Below are 20,520 nucleotides of genomic sequence, written 5' to 3'. Positions count from 1 at the left end.
GAAGCGGTGTTCATGTGCGACCGGATTCTGGTGCTGTCGTCGAACCCGGGCCGCGTGATCGCCGAGATCAAGGTGCCTTTCAAGCACCCGCGCAACCGTCTCGACCCGGCGTTCCGCAAGCTCGTCGACGACATCTACGCGAAGATGACCGCGCGCCAGACCGGCGAAGCGACGAAGAAGGGGCTCGAACTCGGCAGCTGGCTGCCGCAGGTGTCGACCAACCTGATGGCCGGCTTGATCGAAACGCTCGCGATGGCGCCGTACCACGGCCGCGCGGACATGCCGGAAATCGCGCGCACGCTGCATCTCGAAGTGGACGACCTGTTCCCGATCGCTGAAGTGCTGCAGCACCTGGGCTTCGCCGACGTGCGGGAAGGGGACGTGTTCCTGACGCCGCCGGGGCGCGTGTTCGCCGAGTTCGGCACGCAGGAGCGCAAGCTGATGTTCGCGGATCATCTGCTCAAGCACGTGCCGTTGGCGGCGCGGATCAAGAAAGTGCTGAACGAGCGCCCGGGCCATCGTGCGCCGCGCGTGCGCTTCGAGCAGGAACTGGAGGATTTTCTGTCCGACGGCGCGGCCGAGGAAACGCTCGATGCGGTGATCGACTGGGGCCGTTACGGCGAGATATTTTCGTACAACGACCAGACCGAAATCTTCAGTCTCGAGGACGTCGAGTCCTGAGTGCGTGTGCCGGGCCGTGCGGCCCGGCTTCTTGTGTCGCACGCGTTACGCGCGACGCTTCGCACCGCTACTGCAAATTCCCCCACCGATCGACGGCCGGCTCGGCGGACGCCCACTTCCAGCGCGTGCCTTGCTGGCACGCACTCGCGAAATACCAGTCGGCCTTGTCGCCGTCCTTCACCGAGAACGCGAATTCCTTGCACAGCGCGAGCGCTGTCGAATACGCACGCGCGACGCGTACCTCGCCTTCGCCGTTCTCCAGCGGCAGCGTGTTCTTCACCTTCCACGGCTTCACTTCACCGACGGCCAACGTGCCAGCCACCTTCGCGATCGCGTCCTGCTGGTTCTGATGGAGCTGCTTCATCGTGCGGTTGACGGCCTCGTCGGTCGCCGCCTGCACGGCAATGCCGACGCCGACGCCCACGGCCGGGTTCGCAGTGACGAGGCCCGTCGCCGCGCCGGCGAGCGCGCCGCTTGCCGCGCCGACCGAGCCGCAGCCCGACAGCGCGGCGGTGGCCGCGCACAGCGCGCCGATCGCCGCGATACGGATCGCGACGCTCATTGCAGCGCGCCCCAGCGCTCGGTCGCGGGCTCGGCCGACGCCCATTTCCACACCGAGCCCTCGCGGCAGATCGTGGCGACGTAGAACGCCGATTGCGCGGCCTTGTCGCCCTTGGCGGGCGTGTCGACCGCGAACACGATTTCCTTGCAGTCGAGCGGGCCGACGCTGATCATCCGGCTCACCGTCACGCGGCCCTGTTCGTCGTCCTCGATCGGGAACGAATGGTGCGTCGACCACGACGCGACGCCGCCGACATCCAGCGGGCCGGCTGCCTTCGCGATCTGTTCCTGCGTATAGCGGTGGGCGACGCGCTGCGTGTACTGGACACCCGCACGGGCGCCGGCGACGGCGCCCAGGCCGATGCCCGTCGCGACGGCGGCGTTGCTGGTGACTTTTGATGCGATCGCGGCGCCCGCGATACCTGCGCCGGCGGTCGCGCCTTCGCTGTACAGCGAGTTGCAGCCGGACAGCAGTGAGGCCGTGGCGAGCGCGGCCAGCACGATGCGCGCCGGCATGGCCCGGTGCGGCGATTCGAAGCGAATGTTCATCCCTGAGTGCAAGTCCTGTCTGGGTGAGCGGCGACGCGTGCGCGCCCCCTTGCCGCGTCATTGTTTCGCAATTGTCATAGGAAAACTGCAAAGCTTTGACAAATCGCCCCACGGCAACTCGCGCGCATACGCGCGGCGCTATTGTCGGACAGATGATTGGCGAGGGGTCGAAACGTTACAAATTGAAGGTAATTGTTACCTTCGCACGCTCGGAAGCGACCTAGACTGTTTTGTTATGGAATGTTTCAACGACGGCCCCGAGCCGCGCTGCATATGAGACACCCAGCCATGCGCCGTTCGAAACGCCTTTCACCGCGTCCGCCCGAGATGGGTGCCGACCGACCCAATCCGCAGCGTGACACGCCTGTCGCGCCGCCCGCGGGAGCGCCCGACCAGGCGCCGTCCGACGGCGATCACAACCAGGGCGGCGCCCGCCCGGAAGGGCTCGACTATCAACGCGATCTCGGCCAGGAGCAGGACGCTTGACGCTGTCGCCGTTGCATTCCGCTGCCGCACTTCACTGCGCTCTTTGTTGCATCGCTCACATCTGAATCGCCGCGCGACCGCCTTTGGGCCGCCGCACCCGTCGTGGCGCGCGCCGCGCGTCATCCAATCGAATCGAGGAGGGGAAGCTGCATGAGCAGATTGATCGTGGTATCGAATCGTGTCGCCGCGGGCGAGGACACACGTCCGAGCGCGGGTGGTCTCGCGGTCGGTGTGATGGACGCGCTCAAGGAAACCGGCGGCGTCTGGTTCGGCTGGAACGGCGAGATCGTCGGTGCGCCCGACGCCGAGCCCGCGATTCAGCGGGACGGCAACGTCACGTACGCGACGCTCGGGCTGACCCGACGCGACTACGATCAGTACTACCGCGGCTTCTCGAATGCGACGCTATGGCCGGTGTTCCATTACCGTGGCGATCTCGCCCGTTTCGACCGGCAGGAGTACGCGGGCTACCTGCGCGTGAACGCGATGCTCGCGCAGCAGCTCGCCGCGCTGTTGCGGCCCGACGACCTGATCTGGGTGCATGACTACCATCTGCTGCCGTTCGCGCATTTCCTGCGCGAGCTTGGCGTGAAGAACCCGATCGGCGTTTTCCTGCACATTCCGTTTCCGTCGCCGGAGATGCTGCGCCTCGTGCCGCCGCACGAGGAACTCGTGAAGTTCATGTGCGCGTACGACGTCGCGGGCTTCCAGACCGACGCCGACAAGCAGGCGTTCGCCGACTACATCGAGCGGCGCGGGATCGGCACGGCGAGCGACGACGGGATGCTGCATGCGCACGGCCGCGTCGTGAAGGTTGCGGCCTATCCGATCGGCGTGCATCCGGATGCGATCGCCGAGGCGGCGGTCCAGTACGGTTCGCGTAAGCCGGTGAAGATGCTGCGCGACGCACTCGACGGCCGCAAGCTCGTGATGAGCGTCGACCGTCTCGACTATTCGAAGGGACTGGTCGAGCGTTTCCAGTCGTTCGAGCGGATGCTTGCGAACGCCCCGGGCTGGCAGGGGCGCGTGTCGCTCGTGCAGATCGCGCCGCCGACGCGCTCCGACGTGCAGACCTACCAGCGCATTCGAGAAACGCTCGAAGGCGAGGCCGGCCGCATCAACGGCCGCTTCTCGCAGCTCGACTGGACGCCGATCCAGTACCTGAACCGCAAGTACGAACGCAACCTGCTGATGGCGTTTTTCCGGATGTCGCAGGTCGGCTACGTGACGCCTTTGCGCGACGGGATGAACCTCGTAGCGAAGGAATACGTCGCGTCGCAGGATCCGGCTGACCCGGGCGTGCTTGTGCTGTCGGAGTTCGCGGGCGCGGCCGCCGAGCTGACCGGCGCGCTGCTCGTCAATCCGTACGACCTGTCGCAGATGGCCGACGCGCTCGAGCGCGCGCTGTCGATGCCGCTCGCGGAGCGGCAGGCGCGTCATGAACAGAACCTCGCGCGGCTGCGCGAGAACGACCTGTCGGTATGGCGTGATACGTTCGTCGCCGACCTGCGCAGCGTCGCGGCAGCCGCGTCGGTCACGCAGCGGGCAGGCCGGCGGGTCGCTCATGTCTGAGTGCGTGGAAGCGGCCGGTGCCGACGATGCGGCCGGCCGTTTCCACGTCGTCACGGGCGGCCCCGGCTCGGGCAAGAGCACGCTGCTCGATGCGCTCGAGCGTGCCGGTTTCGCGCGCTCGCAGGAGGCCGGGCGCGGCGTGATCCGCGACCAGACGGCGATCGACGGCCAGGCGCTGCCGTGGCGCGACCGGGCCGCCTTCGCGGAACTGATGCTCGGTTGGGAGATGCGCTCGTACCATCTGGCGCGATGCGCGCGCGGGCCGGTGTTCTTCGATCGCGGCGTGCCGGACGTGATCGGCTACCTGCGGTTGACGGGCCTCACGGTGCCCGCGCATGCGGATGCGGCGGCGCGGCGTTTTCGCTATCACCGGCGCGTGTTCATCGCGCCGCCATGGCCCGAGATCTACGTGCAGGACACCGAGCGCCGGCAGGATTTCGCGGAAGCCGTGCGGACCTACGAAGCGATGGTCGACTGCTATACGTCGTACGGCTATCGGCTGATCGAGCTGCCGCGCGCGAGCGTGAAGGCACGCGTGCGCTTCGTGATGGATACGCTCGACGCGGCGTGACGTGCGTACGTTGCACGCGTCGATTTCAGGTTGCCGCGTCGGGCTTTGGCGACGCGATGCGCAGCATGCTCACCACCGCTGCGATCGCTGCGAACGCCGTCGCGAGATAGAGCGCGATGGTCGGCCCGCGATCGGGCGCAAGCCCGAAAATCAATGCGACGAGCGCGGCGCCGAGCGTCTGGCCGGTCAGGCGAGCCGTGCTCAACATCCCGCCCGCGCCGCCACTGCGCTCGCGCGGCGCCGACGACAGCATCGCGCGGTTGTTCGGCGACTGGAACAGCCCGAAGCCAGCGCCGCACAGCGCCATCCGCCACACGATGTCGACGGTGCCCGGGTGCGGGCCGATCGTCGCGAGCGACAGCAACCCGAGCGCGAACAGCGCGAGCCCGATCCCGCCGAGCACGCCGGCCGAGTAGCGGTCCGACAGCACGCCCGCGAGCGGCGCGGCGAACACGATCACGAGCGGCCACGGGGTCATGTAGAGGCCGGTTTCGACCTGCGAGAAGCCGAGCGAATTCTGCAGCCAGAACGGCAGCGCAACGAACGCGAGCATCTGCGACGTGAACGATGCGACCGACGTGCAGATCGACAGCGCGAACATCGGAATGCGCATCAGGTCGACCGGCAGCAGCGGCGCCGGCTGCGACAGTTGACGCTTCACGAAGAAGTAGCCGATGCCGAATGCGACGGCCAGTTCGATCACGACGTATGCGCGGCTTTCGCCGTGGCCGAATCCGTCGACGGCCATGATCAGCAAGCCGAACACGCAGGCGTTCATCAGCGCGCTCGGGAAGTCGTACGGCGCGTTGTGCCGCGGGTTGGTCGGCAGCGCGCGGAGGCTGCCGAATACCGCCGCGATGCCGATCGGCACGTTGACCGCGAACAGCCACGGCCACGACGCGAACGACAGGATCGCCGACGCGACCGTCGGGCCGATTGCCGACGACAGCGCGACCACCATCGCGTTGATCGACAGTCCGCGCCCGAGCATCGCCGACGGGTAGATCATTCGCACGAGCGCCGCATTTACGCTCATGATGCCGGCCGCGCCGAACCCCTGGATCACGCGCATCACCGCGAGCATCGGCAGCGAACCGGCGAGCGCGCAGCCGAGCGATGCCGCCGTGAAGAGTGCTAGCCCGGCGATGTAGATGCGGCGGTAGCCGATGCGCTCGCCGAGCGATGCGAGCGGCAGCAGGGTGATCGTGACGGCGAGCTGGTACGCATTGACGATCCAGATCGATGCGGCGTCGGACGCGTGCAGGTCGCGCGCGATCGTCGGCAGCGCAACGTTAGCGATCGCGCCGTCGAGTACGGCGAGCGTGATGCCCAGTGCGACGCAGACGATCGCCCAGTAGCGTTGCGGAAGCGGCAGGCCGATATCGGCGTTCATGACGGGAGCGAAAGTGGGGTTGTCCGCGCGCCCGGATGCCGGTTGCGTGCGCAACCATGCCCACGGGTGGAGGCGGCGGTGAATGGCCAGGCCGGCACGGCAACTGCGCCGAAGCGGGACCGATCGAGTGTATCACCGGCTCGCATCGGCCGCCGTCGACGCGCGCTCAGCCTTCGAAGTCGAGGCCGCCGAGCCGCACCAGCGGGTCGGCCTGCGTGCGCGATGCCAGATCGATGTCGCGTGCGCCTTCCCATGCGCTCAGCTTCCTCGGCAGCGCGCCCAGGTAGTGCTCGAAGCGTGCGGGCCCGTCGGGCTCCATCAGCCGTTCGATCTCATCGCCGTCCCAGGTCAGCTCGAGGTTCAGCGGATGCACATAGCCGCTCACATGCTCGTGCGGTGCGCTGCGGATTCGTACGCGCGTCGGTTGCCCGTGTCCGCCGTACGGGATGACGTCGGCCTGGACGTGATCGGCGAAGAAAGCGGCGATTGCCTGCGCGATGCGCGGTGCGAATTCGGTATCGAAACGGCGGGCGGTTTCGGGCTGCATGAAGGCGTCTCCTGTATGCCGAAAATCGTAGCACGGCGGTGCCGCGTTTCGGCGTGCGTGATACCCGTAATGGCGCGTTACCACTTGCTGCATCTATTACGGCCGGGTGCCGCCACAATGCATCGCATCCAGTACCACTTCGCGTGGGAGTCCATCATGAAAAAAATTGCCGCAGTATGTGTCCTCGCCGGTTCGCTCGTCGCGGCGGGTCCGGCGTCCGCACACGGCCGCGATGGCGGCGCCGTCATCGGCGCGCTGATCGGCGGCGCGGTGCTCGGCGCGATCGTGACGTCCGCGATCAATCCGCCCGTCGCGTACCAGGCGCCCGTGTATCAGGCGCCGGCCTACTACCAGGCACCGGCGTATCAGCAGCCGGACTATCCGACCTATCAGCAGGCGCAGTATCAGGGCGACGGCCCGAACTATTGCTACGACCGCTATCAGCGTGCGTACGTGTGCGGTGCGCCCGTATCGGGTGGCTATGCACAGCCGGCCGGCTGGTAAGCGGGAGGATGGCCGGATTCGGCGCGGCGTGGTACGCGCCGATCGAGCCGCCGGTACGCAGGACGACAAAAAGCAAGGCCCTCGCATGATGCGGGGGCCTTTGTCATTTCGCGAATACAGATTCTCGTGCGCTACACGGCACGCCGCGCGAGGCGGCGTGCGGATACAAACGGTTGCAATTGGACCGCCTGGCTCAGTGGCGATGACCGCCGCCGTCGCCATGACCGCGCCCGCCACCGCCTTCGTTCCAGTCGCTGCGACGTCCGCCGCCGTGACCCCAGCCGCCTCGATGGTAGTCGCGACGTCCGCGGTCCCAGTCGCGTCCGCCGCCGCCACCGCCCCAGATATTGACTGTGCCGTAGACCGGTGACGGGCCGTACGCATAGCCGGGATCGGAATAGTAGGGCTGTCCGTAGCCGTATCCGGCCCCCGGACCGACGACGCAGCCGGCCAGCAACGTGGCGACGCCGGCGGCAGCAATGAGCTTCAGCATGATGTTCTCCCTTGGTTCCCCTATAAGTACCGCGCGCGGAGATTGCCGGCTGTTTGCAATTGTGTCGTCAAATTACAGATTCGTAAGCCGTTGCGACGAAAGTGTTAGCATCCGGGGCCTATTTTGTTTATGAGGAGCATATCGATGAAATTCGCGATCCGGGCTGTCCTGGCCGCCATTTGCGTCACGACCGCCGCCGCGTGCGCGGCCGGGCCCGCATCGGCGCCCGCCGTGTCGGCCGAGTCGATCAAGATGTTCCCGCAGCCGGCGGCCGGGCAGCAGCGTGCAGTGATCGCGCTGCCCGCGCTCGAGAACGAGGGCGACGCTCGCGTCGAGCTGATGATCGGCAAGACGCTGCAGACCGACTGCAACCAGCAATGGTTCGGCGGCGAGCTGACCGCCGAGGACGTGAAGGGCTGGGGCTATACGTACTATCGGCTGACCGACGTGAAGGGGCCGGCATCGACGCTGATGGCGTGCCCGGGCCAGGCGCCGCAGCAGCGGTTCGTCCAGGTGCGCGGCGACGGCCAGCTGCTGCGCTACAACAGCCGTCTGCCGCTCGTCGTGTACGTGCCGGACGGTTTCGACGTGCGCTACCGCGTGTGGCATGCGTCGAAGGACGTGCAGCATGCAGTGACGCAGTAAAGCGGTATTGGCGCGGCCGCGCGGGGCGCCTGTCGCCGCGTGGCTGCGTGCGGTTTGCACGATATTTCCCGATCACGACGGCTTGCGCCGTCGCCTGCCTGAATCCATATCCCCAGTTCGACTGTCACGTAGACGCGCGAGCGCATGTCGCATGTCGTCGTGATGACGCTGCGATGAATGACAGAGGATACCGAACGGTTGATGCGAAGCACGCCAGATTATTTATTTACAAAGTAGCCTGGCGTACTTACGATGAGGCCACCTTGGGCTAGTGGAACATCGTATGCGTACAGTCGATCGGGCAACGCTTGCCGCGCTCTGTCTTGGTCTTGCCGCATGCGGTGGCGGCGACGACAACGCGGGGCCCGCACCGCAGACAGTTGCGAGCACATCGACATCGCCGGCCGAACCTGCCGGCGCGGCATCCGGCGCTTCGGCTTCATCGGCCACATCCACTTCATCGACGAATTCCGGCAGTGCTGTGCCGACGGCCGGTTCGTCCAGCACGGCCGGCGCGACACTTCAGCCCGTCAACGGCGCCAAGCCGGTTGTCATCGCGGACATGACGATCGCTCCGGCCACGGACGGCAGCGATCAGGCCGACGCACTGCAGAAGGCAATCGACAGCCTGCAGGCCGGCCAGCGCCTGATCATCGCACCGGGGCGTTACGTCGTCGGGCATTCGCTCGCGGTGACGGTGCCGCAGGCGGTGATTTCCGGATACGGCGCGACGCTGGCCGCCACGAATCCGGCCGACCAGACGATCGTGATGAGCGGCACCGGTTCGACGCTCGTCGGCGTGACGCTGGCCGGCACCGGCACGACGCGCCTCACGACGCCCGAGTCGACCAAGGTCGAGGTGACGGGCACGGACGTTCAGGTGCTCGGCGTGACGATCCAGGGCGGTGCAAGCGCCGGGATCTTCGTGTTCGGCGGCAGCGGCGTCGCGATCGTGGACAACACCGTGCGGGCGACGCTCGCCGACGGCATCCATACGACCTACGGTTCGACCAACGTGCTGGTGCAGAACAACACGGTGACCGGCACCGGCGACGATCTGATCGCCGTGGTCAGCTATATCGGCGACGGCCGTCTGAGCAGCAACGTGCTGATCGACCATAACGCGGTGTCGGGCAACGCTTGGGGGCGCGGCATTTCAGTCGTCGGCGGGCAGGGCGTGACGATCTCGAACAACACGGTCGACGGCGTTCAGAAGGCGGCGGGCATCCTCGTCGCGCAGGAAGACAGCTGGCAGACATACGGGGCGTCGAATGTCGTCATCAAGGGCAATACCGTCACCAACATCCAGAACTCGACCGTGAACAACGGGCTTCAGCCGACGCAGCAGGCTGCGATCGAACTGGATACGTGGTCGGGGACGGTGTCGGACGTCGCGGTGACCGATAACCGGGTGTCGGGAGTCGGGTATTCGGGGTTTCGGGCGTACGGGAACGTGTGCTCGTTCAGCGTGACGGGGAATACGTTCGCTTCGATCGTCGGCTCGCCGGTGCAGTTGCTGACGAACGGCTGCGCGGCGAGCCAGATCGTCGTCGATGCGAACCAGTTTGGCGATGGCACCGCGCTGGCGCTGCCGGCCGGGGCGTCGTTGGCGGGGGCGTTGACGGTGGCCGGGGCGAGCGCGAGCTTGATGCCGCAGGTCAGGACGGGGTTGATGCAGTGAGGAGCGCCGGACGGTGCCTTTGTACAAGCCCGTTTACCGCACTGCCTTCATAAACCGAACGGATACAGCTCCACCGAGCGCCGGGTTGCGACTGTCGACAGCGGGTTGATCAGGGCCGCTACGTCTACCGCACCGGGGGCGACAACAGCCGTCGAAGACGCCGGGCATTCTGCGCTTACCGATCTGGCGGCAATCGTCGGGGCGAATGAGAAAAGCCCGCTTGCTGACGCAGAGCGGGCTTCGAAATTGGTTGCGGGGATAGGATTTGAACCTATGACCTTCGGGTTATGAGCCCGACGAGCTGCCAGACTGCTCCACCCCGCGGCGCGAAGTGTACGCGGAGTGCTACCTCCGTGTCAAACGAATGGGGCAATCTCTTTACGATGCGCGCCCGGTATTGCTGGCCGGCCCTGTCTCTGGCGCTGCGAAGGGGCTTGGCCATTGTCTCTCCAGCCTTCCCGGCGAAGCATCACGTACACGCGCGGCGCACCGTCATGCACTCGCACTTCCGTGATCTCCTTGATGCGCATTTCCAGTGCACTTTGATCCCGCGCGACCGACTCGTAACGGTAGACCGTGCGGGACAGTTGCAACAACGCGCAGGTGTGCCGCTGGCTTGCGCCGAAGTTAACCTGTTCTCGAGCAACGCCGAGCCGATCGAAACGAAGACAGGCCTGGCGCACTACGCGCTTAAGCCGTTTTCGCTCAAAACAGCGGTTACGACGGAAGTTTGGTCGGTTGACCAGGTGCGCGTAACGACCGCCGAAGGCACCGCGATTCTGCCGCCGTTCGAGTCGTTCCAGCACGCGCTTGGGGCCGCGCCTGAACTGTACTGGATGATTTGGCGCGACGAGTCCCGACGTGCGCCGAAGGCGGCCACCGAACCGCCCAAGCCAGGTCAGGAGGCGCCGCACGAACGGGCAGTCGCGGTGAACCGAGAGGTGCTCCGCGGCTTGGAGCTCGCCCTTGTGGGCGCCAACGGTCAACCCGTCGATCCCGCCGCGCGGCGCCAACTCGACGTTACCTTGTCTTGCACGAATGGCAATCTGGTTGGCATGCGCGAGCGGAAGCTGGCGCTACGGGATGGGGACTCCGCTGACGAGATTGTGCTGCTGGCTCCGCCGAGTGCAAGCCCCGCGCCGGTTTTTCGTCGGGGGGAGCTTTGGGAGCTGCTGTTTTGGCTGGTTCCACAGGCGATACGGCTGAATGCCGATGGCCTCGCTCAATTCAAGCGGCTGTGTACCCGTTTTGCGATGTTTGCGCCCGACGCCGGGCGCCGCTTCGATGCCCTGGTGTCTCTGTCAAACGCTCGCATACGTCGTTGGATGCCCGGCAAGCCCGCTTCTGCTTTTGTACAAGGGCTGGAGATTCGGCTCGTGATCGACGAGCAGCGCTTTCTGCGGTTCAGTCTTGATGGGCTGGGTCGCGCGATGGAGCGATTTTTTACGCCCTATGTGCCGGTTACCAGCTTCGTGCAAGTTGTGTTGTTTTCGGCCGATACGGGCGCGGTGCTGCGACGCGGTGAACCCTGCCCGGGAAGCCAGCCACTTGCCTGATAGACGACCTGGGCGAATGCGAGAGAAAGGAAATTGCAAAGGAGTATTTCAGACATCTTTCGTTCGCAAACGTTTTGTCCTACATTAGCGGGGCCTCGCGCTGGTAAGCCAGTTGGGGACAGAACCTGAGACGAAAATAAAGGGTATTCAAATGAGTTTCGCCCCGAATGGCGGTGTTCCGGTCGGTTCCGGCGGGAATCTGTTGGGCTCGCTGAGCGCGCTTGGCGGCCTTGCCGGGCCGGTTGCGTCCACGGTGGCAGGCCAGATTGGCCCGCTCGCCGGCGTCGCCGGTCATCTCGACACCGTGCAACGTGCTGTCCAGCTTGCGCAGACCGGCTTCTCATTGATGAACAAGACGCCCGCCGCTATTGCGGACGCGCTTAACAATGCTACAGGTGGCGTCGCTCGCCTGACGCAGCTGAACCGATACGTGACGATCGACTCGCCGCTTGGTCCGGACGTGCTGCTGGTCAGCACCGCGGTTATCGATGAACACGTGAACCGGCTGCCGGAGATCCACCTCGATTTGCTGTCGCACCAGCATGATCTGACACCCGACCACCTGATCGGTCAACCGATCAAGATCCGACTCGACCAGAGCGCGCGGCAGTCGACGCTGCAACGCATCGTTTCGTCAGGTGCTGCCGATAGCATTCGCTACTTCGACGGCTACGTCACGTCGTTCGACCGGGCCGGCAACCCGGGCAAGGTGACGCAATATCAAATGACGGTGGCGCCGTGGTTCTGGTTTCTGACGCGTTCGACCGACTGCCGGATTTTCCAGAACAAGACCGCTCAGGACATCCTCACCGAGATTTTCCAGGATCACGGGTTCACCGATTTCGAGTTCGACATCCGGACCGCGCAGAAGCCGCTCGAATACATCGTGATGTACCAGGAGTCGTATTACAACTTCTGTGCGCGTCTGATGGAGCAGGAAGGCCTGATCTGGACGCACCGGTACGAGAAGGAAAAGCACTTCCTTGTCATCGGCGATACGAATTTCGTTTTCCGCCCAATCGCTGGGTTGGCCAATTTGCCGTATGCCGCCACCGCGGCGAGTGAAGACAACGGTATCGACCAGTTGCATGAAGGTCGACGTTTCGGCGTCGGCAAGATCGCCTTTCGCGACTTCAATCACCAGAATCCGTCGTCGCCGCTGATGCTGGCGCAGGCCGAGCCGGAGAATCTCCGGCATGCGGGGCTCGAGACAACGGAGCGTTTTGAACATCAGTCATTGTTCGACTACGGCGATGACGGCGACCGTTACGCACGCATTGCGATGCAAGCGGAAGAAGCAAGCGCGCATCGCTATACGGGCGGCGGCTATGCGTGGCGGATGACGTCTGCAGGCAGCGTGACGGTGACGAACCATCCCGTCATGGCGAACAATCAGGAATACGCCATTCTGCACGTGCGTCACGAGGCGGTGAACGACTACACGGAACACAACGCAAATCTGCCGTACCGCAATACATTTTCTCTGCTCCCAAAGAAGTTTCCATATCGTTCGCCCAGAAATACCCCGAAGCCAGTCATTCACGGCACGCAGTCGGCAATTGTGGTCGGCCCGAAGGGCGAAGAAATCCACACCAACGGGAGTGCCGTGAAGGTGCACTTCCTGTGGGATCGCCGCGGCAAGATGGATGGCTCGGATTCGATGTGGATCCGTGTGTCACAGCCGTGGGCGGGCGACGGGTGGGGCGCGGCCGCGATCCCACGGATCAACCAAGAGGTCTTGGTCGCGTTTAATCAGGGGGATCCCGACAATCCGGTCATCGTGGGGCGCGTGTACAACGGCGAGCAGGGCAATCCATACCACGGCGCCGCAGGGCAAACGATGGGGATCAAGAGCCAGACGCACAAAGGCGCGGGCTCTAACGAGCTGCGGTTTTCCGACGTGAACGGTGCGCAAGAAGTCTTTCTGCACGCGCAGAAGGATATGAACACGGTCATCAAGGATTCGGAAACGCACACGGTCGAGGCCGGCGCACGTACCATTTCTCTGCTCAAGGGCAGCGAGACGAAGCAGATCGCGCAAGGCGGGTTGAAGGAAACCATCGCGCTGACTCGCGACACCACGGCGAACGTCATCAACACGAAGGCCATCGCGAGCAAAGCCGGGCCCGGCATGCAGAGTCATCAGGCAAGCGACGGTATCGAGCATCGCGTCGGAGAAGGCGTCGTCACGATGACGCCGGACAGCATCAAGCTGACCTTCGGTCCCTCGACGATTGTCATCAACGCGAACGGCATCTATCTCGACGGACCGGTCATCCATCTGAATCGGGGCAGCGCGCAGTCAGCTGAACAAGCCCTCGCGCTTGAGTGGGCGGCCGAGCAAGCAACCATCGCGAAGGGGCTGGCGAGTCCCGACCCCGCGACTCGCGCGGCCGCAGCCAAGCTGGCGAGTTCGCTGAAAGCACAGCAATTGGCGAAACTCGCCGATCACGTCTATCACCCGAACGATCCGCCGCCGACCGGATGGAAGATGGCCAGCAACGATCCGGAAGCGCTCAAGGCATTCGGACTGAAGCCGAGCGATTTCGAGAAAACCGGCAGCAATTTCGGTTCGCAAATGTATATCCCCGATCCGAAAGTCTTCGGCGACAGCATGAAGCCGACGGTCGCGTTCAAGGGGACGCAGCAGCTCTTCGGCGAAGACATGTCCAACAACATGGCGCAAGGGCTCGGCGCGGATGCGCCGTACTACCGCAATGCTGTCACGATCGGCAAGGACCTCGAATCCGCCGGTGCGTCGTCCGGCGTCGATTTCACCGGGCACTCGCTGGGTGGGGGGCTGGCGTCCGCAGCAGCCCAGGCCAGCGGCGGTTCAGCCGTGACCTTCAATGCAGCGGGTCTCAATCCGGAGACGGTTGCGCAATACGGCGGGACTGCTCAGGCGGCCAACATCACGGCCTACCGGGTCGATGGCGACATCCTGACGGGGCTGCAGGAAGGTCGACTCGGTCCGATCAGCGACGGTACGGCGGCGCTGATGCCCAAAGCGGTCGGCAGCCCCGTCACACTCGACGGTGAGAGCGTGACCACGGTCGGACGTCACCTGATGGGTGACGTAACGAACGGGATCAACCAGCAGGTCGCGAAGGATCAACTCGACCTCGTCTCCCAACTGAATTCATCTCACTGATGCGATACAAGAAAGCAATAGCCGCCGGCGCGATTGCCGCACTCGTTGGAGTGACCTCGCCGCTCTGGTGGCCCACTCAAGCCCAAGGGACGAACATGACTGGCTTCAAACGTTACGCACCGGAAGATTTCTTTTCGGGGCAGCAACTCACGTTGGCTCAGGCCATTCATGACGGCGATCTCAGCCGCGTTCAGCAGCTCGCGCCGAAGACCGATCTGAATGCGCCGGGCGCGAAGAATACGACGCTGCTGTCGTATGCAGTGCAGGAAATCGTCCCGGTCAAGAACGATGCGTCGAATCCGCGCTACCAGATCATTTCGGTGCTCCTGAAGAACGGGGCGGATCCCAAGGCGCCGGTGGGCGCCAGCGGCGGCTCGGTGGCCGATGTCGCGTTGCGGGCCGATACGCCGAATCTCCTTCGCGTGCTGCTGAACGGCGGGCTCGATCCCAACTGGCTATACAACGGCGACACGCCAATGATTTTCGCGGTGGCCGAGAACAGGCTGTTGCCCCAACTGAAGCTGCTGATCGAGCACAAGGCGAACGTGAATGCCCGAGATTCGCTTGGTAAGACGGCGATCTTCGAGGCGACGATGATTCAACAGTGGGACGTCGTTGACTATCTGCTTGCGCACGGCGCGGATCCCAAGGTCGCCAGCCAGCTTGGCGTTTCGTACGGGTGGGTGCTGCAGAACGAGTTGAAGAACCACACAACTGCGGATTCTCCCGCGCGGACGCGCATCGAAGAGATCCGTCGCAAGATTGTCACGGTCGGCGCGCCCTGGCCGCCGCTGGATCCTAAGGCACAACGCGCAGCGATGCGCGCGCGCGGTGAGAAAGTCGTGACGCCGGCCGGCCAAACGGATTGAACGCGCACTCCGGAAATGATGAGCGCTTTTGATTCGGCGCCGCGTGTCAGGCGAGAGGCAGTCCTTGGAGTGTCCGGGGCGCTGTACATATTCTCCCTGATGCTGCCTGCGATGTATTTCGAGAAGGAAGCGCCGCTTAGCGGGATGTCGGTTCTCGTTCAGGGCTGGTGGGGCCTGCTCATGCTCAATCCCGCATGGCTCGCCAATCCGCTCTATCTAGTTGCGATCGTTCAGCTCGCCCGGAACCGATATGCCCGCGCCAGCCTGTTTTCGGCTGCGGCGCTCGCCTGCGCACTGTGTTCGCTGCTCACGTCGAAGTGGTATTTCAACGAAGCAGGCGCGACACCGATTTCCAGCTTCGGGATCGCGTTTTACGCGTGGTTCATCGCGCAACTCACATTGCTGTTGGGCAGCGTGCGCTTGCGTCGTGAAACCACCGCTGCGCTGCCGGGCGAATGAGTTTGGGCGGGTGCGGACGCTGATATCGACAACTTCCAATTTCCAAATATTTCGAGAGAACCAGCATGACGGATTCCGAAAACCGTATCCGGATTCACGAAGGCAGCATCGTTCTGCCGGACGGTTTCGAGGATCGCACGACCAATCTCTTCGTGCCGGCCGATACGGCCGCACAGCCGAACCTCAGTGTCGCACGCGACTGGCTCAAGGACGGAGAGACCCTTGCGCCGTATATCGATCGTCAGATCGCGCTGCTCAAATCGCGGTTGCAGGGACACCGGGTGCTTTCGCGTCAGTCTGAACGGCTTGGACCTGAAACGGATGGAGTGCCTGGGGAGCGCATTGACGCTGCCTATCGGAACGGTCCGAAGACCGTTTTTCAACGGCAAGGTGCGTTCATTGTTGCCCCGGGGCGCGTGCTGATCTTTACCGCATCGAGCGCGAAGAGCTTCGGCGAAACGCTCGACGCATTGTGGCGCAACTGGCTCGACGGCTACCGTCCGGCAGAACAAGAGTCGGTATAACAACAGCAAAGGACAATCATCGTGTACGAAGCCGCACGAGTCACTGATCCGATCGATCACACCAGCGCGCTTGCGGGCTTTCTGGTCGGAGCCGTGCTGGGCATCGCCCTGATCGCCGCAGTCGCTTTCGCCACATTCACATGCGGCTTCGGCGTGGCGTTGCTGGCGGGCATGATGGCCGGTATCGGAGCGCAGGCTCTCCTATCAATAGGGGAGTCGATCGGGAAGATGTTCAGTTCGCAATCCGGCAACATCATTGCTGGTTCACCGGACGTCTACGTCAACTCCTTGTCGGCGGCCTATGCGACGCTGAGCGGCGTGGCTTGCAGCAAGCACAATCCCATTCCGCTTGTCGCGCAAGGCTCGACGAACATTTTCATCAATGGGCGTCCCGCGGCGCGAAAGGACGACAAGATTACCTGCGGCGCGACGATCGCCGACGGTTCGCACGACACGTTTTTTCACGGCGGCACCCAGACTTACCTGCCGGTTGATGACGAAGTGCCGCCTTGGCTACGTACCGCGACGGAATGGGCGTTCGTGCTGGCGGGTCTGGTCGGCGGGTTGGGCGGACTGTTGAAGCAGGCCGGTGGCTTGTCGCGCGCCGTAATGCCGTGTGCAACGAAGTTTATCGGCGGCTACGTGCTCGGCGAAGCTGTGGGTCGCTACGTCGCTGGGCCCGCGATCAATAAGGCGATCGGCGGGTTGTTCGGCAACCCGGTCGACGTGACGACCGGGCGGAAGATTCTGCTGGCCGACTCGGAAACCGACTACGTGATCCAGAGTCCAATGCCGGTCGCGATCAAGCGGTTCTATTCGAGCGGCATTGAGTACGCGGGAACGCTCGGCCGCGGTTGGGTGCTGCCGTGGGAGCTTCGTTTGCACGCCCGCGACGGGCGCCTCTGGTACACCGACGCGCAAGGGCGCGAGAGTGGATTTCCTTTGCTGCGTGCCGGACAAGCGGCGTTCAGCGAGGCCGAGCAACGGTACCTGACCTGTACGCCTGACGGGCGCTACATTCTGCACGACCTCGGCGAGCGGTATTACGATTTCGGTCGATATGATCCGGACTCGGGGCGCATCGCTTGGGTACGCCGTATTGAGGATCAGGCGGGGCAGTGGTACCAGTTCGAGCGCGACAGCCGTGGGCGCGTCAGTGAGATTCTGACGTGCGGCGGGCTGCAAGCTGTGCTCGATTATGAGCAGGAACACGGGCGCCTTAGCGCGATTACGCTCGTTCATGGCGATGAGCGCAGGCTGGCCGTCGCTTACGGATACGACGAGAACGGCCAGCTAGCGTTGGTGACGGACGCGAACGGGTCGGTTGTGCGGCAATTTGCGTATGTCAACGGCCTGATGGCGAGCCACACAAACGCGCTGGGCTTCACGTCGAGCTACGCATGGTCGACGATCGAAGGCCAGCCGCGCGTCGTCGCGACGCGCACCAGCGAGGGCGAGGACTGGGTGTTCGAATACGACGTCGAAGGTCGGCAGACCCATGTTCGGCACGCCGATGGTCGCACCGCACACTGGCGCTTCGACGCGCAATTCCAGATTGTCGAGTACACCGACCTCGACGGCGGCTTTTACAGGATCAAGTACAACGACGCAGGTATGCCTGTGATGCTGATGCTGCCGGGTGAACGCACCGCAGCATTCGAGTACGACGACGCGGGTCGGATCGTCGCCGAGACGGATCCACTTGGGCGCACGACTCGAACTCGCTATGACGGTAACAGCATGCGGCCCGTGGAGGTTGTCGGGGCTGACGGTGGCACCTGGCGTGCCGAATACGATCCACAAGGTCGACTGCTGTTGAGTCAGGATCCGCTTGGTCGCGAAAACCGCTACGAGTATCCGAAGGGACTGACCTCGCTGCCGATCGCGCACATTGATGCACTCGGGGGACGTAAGACTCTGGAGTGGAATCGGCTCGGCGAGCTCGTTGCGCGCACTGACTGCTCTGGTAAAACCACGCGAACCCGTTTTGATCTGTTTGGCCTGCCACTTCTGCGAGAGAACGCGCTTGGTCAACGCATCACGTACGATGTGCGTCCGACCGGCGAGCCGCGCCGCATTACCTATCCCGATGGAAGTTCGGAGACCTTTGAATATGATGCGGCTGGGTTTATGGTTCGGCACGTTGGCCTTGGTGGACGAGTCCAACAGTCGCTGCGCAATGCTCGCGGGCAACTCGTCGAGGCGATCAATCCCGCAGGGCGACGGACCCGTTATCGGTACGATGCCGAGGGCCGGCTTCGCGAGCTTCAGCAGGACCACGCGCGCTATACGTTCACGTACAGTGCCGGCGGCCGACTCTTGACCGAAACGCGACCTGACGGTGTGCAGCGGCGGTTCGAGTATGGGGACGCTGGCGAATTGCTTGCTCTTGACATCGTAGGGGCGCCGATCAGCGACGCAACGACGATTCGCCCGATTCGCACTATTCGCTTTGAGCGCGACCGGATGGGCAATCTGAAGGTCCAGCATACACCGACCGAGGTGACCCGCTTTGAGCGCGACAAGGGTGACCGGACGGTGAAGGTTGAGCGTACGCCAACTCCAGCAGGTATTGCACTTGGCATCACGCCGGACGTCGTGAGCTTCGAATACGACAAAGCGGGTCGTCTTGTTGCCGAGCACGGTGTGAATGGCACAGTCGAATATGCGCTCGATGCGCTTGACAACGTGACAACGCTCGCGCTGCCTCACGATCAGACCTTGCAGATGCTGCGTTACGGCTCCGGTCATGTGCACCAGATTCGTTGTGGCGATCAGGTGGTGAGCGACTTCGAGCGCGACGATCTGCATCGTGAGGTGATGCGCACACAGGGGCGGTTGACTCAGCGTTCCGCATACGATCCGCTCGGTCGGAAGGTTTGGCAGTCGGCTGGATTCCAACCCGAAGTGTTGGGCCGTGGGCGCGGTCAATTGTGGCGCAACTACGGGTACGACGCTGCTGGCGAGCTGATCGAGATGAGTGACGGCATGCGTGGCAGTACACAGTACAACTACGATCCCGCAGGACAGCTGACCCGTCGGGTGAACACGATGGACCGGCAGGTTGAAGAATTCACGTGGGACGCCGCCGGCAACCTGCTCGACGATGCGCAGCGCAGGAGCCGCGGGTACGTCGAAGGCAACCGCCTGCTCATGTGGCAAGACCTGCGCTTCGAGTACGATCCGTTCGGCAATCTGGTGACGAAGCTGCGCGGAGCGAACCAGACGCAGCGCTTCACTTACGACGGGCAGAATCGGCTGATCGCAGTCCGAACGCAGAACGTGCGCGGTGCAGTCGAAACCCGTTTCGAATACGACCCGATTGGGCGGCGTATTGCGAAGACGGATACCAGTTTCGATGTGCGTGGCGTGAAACTGCGCAGCGAGACGAAGCGGTTTGTGTGGGAGGGGTTACGGCTCGCGCAGGAAGTGCGCGAGACTGGGGTAAGCAGCTATGTGTACAGCCCAGATGCGTCCTACTCTCCAGCGGCACGCGTCGATGCAGTTATCGCAGAGGCACTGGCGGCGGCAGCGATCGACACGGCGAAGCGAGCGTCGCGGATATACCACTTCCATACGGATCTGGTTGGCGCACCGCTGGAAGTGACCGACGAGGCTGGAGATCTGGCGTGGGCAGGGCAATATACGGCGTGGGGCAAGGTCGAGCCGAGCAGTCGACAACTGACTGCGGCACGCACGGATCAGCCGCTCCGCTACGCGGGACAGTATGCCGATGAAAATACGGGCCTTCACTACAATACTTTCCGGTTCTATGATCCGGATGTAGGTCGGTTCATCAACCACGATCCGATCGGGTTGATGGGTGGTGATAATCTGTATGCATATGCGCCCAATCCGACCGGATGGGTCGATCCGTGGGGCTGGTTCGGGGAGAAGCCTCTGAATTCGCCAGATGTGACGAAATGGCTCGATAAAGGTGGGACCGTCCACGTCGAGGTAGAGTCGGGGACGTGGGTATATACCAACGCAAAGGGTACTGTTGTCCGATATCCAAATGGCTATCCTGATTTCAGCCCGTACGCGGTTAGATCTGTGGATGTCGAGGGGTTGCAAGGGAATCATAGTAAGGCGCCAACAGGGGATTTTGGAAAGGCCGATGCTAAGGCTGGAAGTGTGGCGGATTACAAAAACAATACTTGGCACCACCACGAGAACATGGTAACTATGCAGGAAGTCCCGAAAGATATTCACGGTGAGTTCACCCATCGAGGTGGCGTCTCTAATCTGAAGAGCCAACCGTCGTGTTGAGGAGGTAAT

General features: G+C 63.6%; 18 protein-coding genes, 1 tRNA gene and 1 pseudogene. 13 read left to right on the top strand and 7 right to left on the bottom strand.

Translation table 11 applies throughout. From position 1 onward, the window contains the following. The coding region (locus DIE13_RS13855; protein ID WP_185731202.1) for an AAA-associated domain-containing protein at positions 1-681 on the top strand (681 nt) is incomplete at its 5' end. Positions 682-748: 67 nt separating this feature from the next. Here the strand turns inward: DIE13_RS13855 and DIE13_RS13850 are convergent. Further along, positions 749-1,243, bottom strand: coding sequence for a hypothetical protein (locus DIE13_RS13850; protein ID WP_124827725.1), 495 nt, complete (start codon positions 1,241-1,243; stop codon positions 749-751). Continuing rightward, positions 1,240-1,791 carry a hypothetical protein gene (locus DIE13_RS13845; protein ID WP_124827724.1) on the bottom strand — a complete coding sequence of 184 codons (552 nt, stop codon included), beginning with the start codon at positions 1,789-1,791 and terminating at the stop codon, positions 1,240-1,242. The genes DIE13_RS13850 and DIE13_RS13845 overlap by 4 nt, the downstream gene beginning before the upstream one ends. A 288-nt stretch (positions 1,792-2,079) precedes the next feature. On the opposite strand from DIE13_RS13845, the gene DIE13_RS13840 reads away from it, so the two are divergent. The 3 genes from DIE13_RS13840 (at position 2,080) to DIE13_RS13830 (ending at position 4,420) form a co-directional block, all read left to right on the top strand. Further along, positions 2,080-2,277, top strand: coding sequence for a hypothetical protein (locus DIE13_RS13840; protein WP_124827723.1), 198 nt, complete (start codon positions 2,080-2,082; stop codon positions 2,275-2,277). A gap of 150 nt (positions 2,278-2,427) precedes the next feature. Further along, positions 2,428-3,849 carry an alpha,alpha-trehalose-phosphate synthase (UDP-forming) gene (gene otsA / locus DIE13_RS13835; protein WP_124827722.1) on the top strand — a complete coding sequence of 474 codons (1,422 nt, stop codon included), beginning with the start codon at positions 2,428-2,430 and terminating at the stop codon, positions 3,847-3,849. Next, positions 3,842-4,420, top strand: coding sequence for an AAA family ATPase (locus tag DIE13_RS13830; RefSeq protein WP_124827721.1), 579 nt, complete (start codon positions 3,842-3,844; stop codon positions 4,418-4,420). The genes otsA and DIE13_RS13830 overlap by 8 nt, the downstream gene beginning before the upstream one ends. Before the next feature lie 25 nt (positions 4,421-4,445). Here the strand turns inward: DIE13_RS13830 and DIE13_RS13825 are convergent, their stop codons facing one another. Beyond that, the gene (locus DIE13_RS13825) at positions 4,446-5,813 is read right to left on the bottom strand and encodes an MFS transporter (RefSeq protein ID WP_124827720.1); all 1,368 of its coding nucleotides are present in this window, start codon (positions 5,811-5,813) and stop codon (positions 4,446-4,448) included. 166 nt (positions 5,814-5,979) lie between these two features. Then, the gene (locus DIE13_RS13820; RefSeq protein ID WP_124827719.1) at positions 5,980-6,360 is read right to left on the bottom strand and encodes a DUF5594 family protein; all 381 of its coding nucleotides are present in this window, start codon (positions 6,358-6,360) and stop codon (positions 5,980-5,982) included. A 117-nt stretch (positions 6,361-6,477) separates the two neighbouring features. Here DIE13_RS13820 and DIE13_RS13815 point away from each other — a divergent pair, with 117 nt between their 5' ends. Beyond that, the gene (locus tag DIE13_RS13815; RefSeq protein ID WP_124827718.1) at positions 6,478-6,864 is read left to right on the top strand and encodes a hypothetical protein; all 387 of its coding nucleotides are present in this window, start codon (positions 6,478-6,480) and stop codon (positions 6,862-6,864) included. A 193-nt stretch (positions 6,865-7,057) separates the two neighbouring features. On the opposite strand, the gene DIE13_RS13810 is transcribed toward DIE13_RS13815, so the two are convergent. Next, entirely contained in the window at positions 7,058-7,357 is a 300-nt protein-coding gene (locus tag DIE13_RS13810; RefSeq protein WP_124827717.1) for a hypothetical protein, read from the bottom strand. Positions 7,358-7,501: 144 nt separating this feature from the next. Between DIE13_RS13810 and eco the strand changes: the two genes are divergently transcribed. Next, complete coding sequence (gene eco / locus DIE13_RS13805; RefSeq protein WP_096502123.1) at positions 7,502-8,002, top strand: serine protease inhibitor ecotin; 501 nt, start codon at positions 7,502-7,504, stop codon at positions 8,000-8,002. 481 nt (positions 8,003-8,483) lie between these two features. Then, positions 8,484-9,683, top strand: a complete 1,200-nt coding sequence (locus DIE13_RS13800) for a right-handed parallel beta-helix repeat-containing protein (protein ID WP_409333474.1) — start codon at positions 8,484-8,486, stop codon at positions 9,681-9,683. A 247-nt stretch (positions 9,684-9,930) separates the two neighbouring features. Here DIE13_RS13800 and DIE13_RS13795 read toward each other — a convergent pair. Continuing rightward, positions 9,931-10,007, bottom strand: a tRNA-Met gene (locus DIE13_RS13795). A gap of 116 nt (positions 10,008-10,123) precedes the next feature. Continuing rightward, a pseudogene (locus DIE13_RS13790) lies at positions 10,124-10,309 on the bottom strand (IS3 family transposase); the annotation flags it as partial. Between DIE13_RS13790 and DIE13_RS13785 the strand changes: the two are divergent. The 6 genes from DIE13_RS13785 to DIE13_RS13760 all read left to right on the top strand — a co-directional run bounded on the left by DIE13_RS13785 (position 10,289) and on the right by DIE13_RS13760 (position 20,511). Next, complete coding sequence (locus DIE13_RS13785) at positions 10,289-11,239, top strand: type VI secretion system baseplate subunit TssF (protein ID WP_244097718.1); 951 nt, start codon at positions 10,289-10,291, stop codon at positions 11,237-11,239. The pseudogene DIE13_RS13790 and the gene DIE13_RS13785 overlap by 21 nt on opposite strands. Positions 11,240-11,390: 151 nt before the next feature. Then, the gene (locus DIE13_RS13780) at positions 11,391-14,390 is read left to right on the top strand and encodes a type VI secretion system Vgr family protein (RefSeq protein ID WP_124827714.1); all 3,000 of its coding nucleotides are present in this window, start codon (positions 11,391-11,393) and stop codon (positions 14,388-14,390) included. Then, entirely contained in the window at positions 14,390-15,259 is an 870-nt protein-coding gene (locus DIE13_RS13775) for an ankyrin repeat domain-containing protein (RefSeq protein WP_124827713.1), read from the top strand. Before DIE13_RS13780 ends, DIE13_RS13775 begins: the two co-directional genes overlap by 1 nt. Positions 15,260-15,274: 15 nt before the next feature. Further along, complete coding sequence (locus DIE13_RS13770; RefSeq protein ID WP_124827712.1) at positions 15,275-15,718, top strand: hypothetical protein; 444 nt, start codon at positions 15,275-15,277, stop codon at positions 15,716-15,718. Between the two features lie 65 nt (positions 15,719-15,783). Beyond that, positions 15,784-16,242, top strand: coding sequence for a DUF1795 domain-containing protein (locus DIE13_RS13765; RefSeq protein WP_124827711.1), 459 nt, complete (start codon positions 15,784-15,786; stop codon positions 16,240-16,242). A gap of 21 nt (positions 16,243-16,263) precedes the next feature. Further along, a complete protein-coding gene (locus DIE13_RS13760; protein ID WP_124827710.1) occupies positions 16,264-20,511 on the top strand; it encodes an RHS repeat-associated core domain-containing protein in 4,248 nt (1,415 codons plus the stop codon). The last annotated feature ends 9 nt before the right edge of the window (positions 20,512-20,520 follow it).

Origin of the sequence: Burkholderia sp. Bp9016 (assembly GCF_003857765.1) — a bacterium.
Taxonomy (GTDB): domain Bacteria; phylum Pseudomonadota; class Gammaproteobacteria; order Burkholderiales; family Burkholderiaceae; genus Burkholderia.
The sequence above is the reverse complement of the archived record's forward strand: the minus strand, read 5'-3'. Positions and strand labels throughout refer to the sequence as shown.

What these genes read in the sequence shown, in the direction of transcription:
- DIE13_RS13850 (WP_124827725.1), bottom strand. Translation starts at nt 1,243, where the DNA reads ATGAGCGTCGCGATCCGTATCGCGGCGATCGGCGCGCTGTGCGCGGCC.
- DIE13_RS13845 (WP_124827724.1), bottom strand. Translation starts at nt 1,791, where the DNA reads ATGAACATTCGCTTCGAATCGCCGCACCGGGCCATGCCGGCGCGCATC.
- DIE13_RS13840 (WP_124827723.1), top strand. Translation starts at nt 2,080, where the DNA reads ATGCGCCGTTCGAAACGCCTTTCACCGCGTCCGCCCGAGATGGGTGCC.
- otsA (WP_124827722.1), top strand. Translation starts at nt 2,428, where the DNA reads ATGAGCAGATTGATCGTGGTATCGAATCGTGTCGCCGCGGGCGAGGAC.
- DIE13_RS13830 (WP_124827721.1), top strand. Translation starts at nt 3,842, where the DNA reads ATGTCTGAGTGCGTGGAAGCGGCCGGTGCCGACGATGCGGCCGGCCGT.
- DIE13_RS13825 (WP_124827720.1), bottom strand. Translation starts at nt 5,813, where the DNA reads ATGAACGCCGATATCGGCCTGCCGCTTCCGCAACGCTACTGGGCGATC.
- DIE13_RS13820 (WP_124827719.1), bottom strand. Translation starts at nt 6,360, where the DNA reads ATGCAGCCCGAAACCGCCCGCCGTTTCGATACCGAATTCGCACCGCGC.
- DIE13_RS13815 (WP_124827718.1), top strand. Translation starts at nt 6,478, where the DNA reads ATGCATCGCATCCAGTACCACTTCGCGTGGGAGTCCATCATGAAAAAA.
- DIE13_RS13810 (WP_124827717.1), bottom strand. Translation starts at nt 7,357, where the DNA reads ATGCTGAAGCTCATTGCTGCCGCCGGCGTCGCCACGTTGCTGGCCGGC.
- eco (WP_096502123.1), top strand. Translation starts at nt 7,502, where the DNA reads ATGAAATTCGCGATCCGGGCTGTCCTGGCCGCCATTTGCGTCACGACC.
- DIE13_RS13780 (WP_124827714.1), top strand. Translation starts at nt 11,391, where the DNA reads ATGAGTTTCGCCCCGAATGGCGGTGTTCCGGTCGGTTCCGGCGGGAAT.
- DIE13_RS13775 (WP_124827713.1), top strand. Translation starts at nt 14,390, where the DNA reads ATGCGATACAAGAAAGCAATAGCCGCCGGCGCGATTGCCGCACTCGTT.
- DIE13_RS13770 (WP_124827712.1), top strand. Translation starts at nt 15,275, where the DNA reads ATGATGAGCGCTTTTGATTCGGCGCCGCGTGTCAGGCGAGAGGCAGTC.
- DIE13_RS13765 (WP_124827711.1), top strand. Translation starts at nt 15,784, where the DNA reads ATGACGGATTCCGAAAACCGTATCCGGATTCACGAAGGCAGCATCGTT.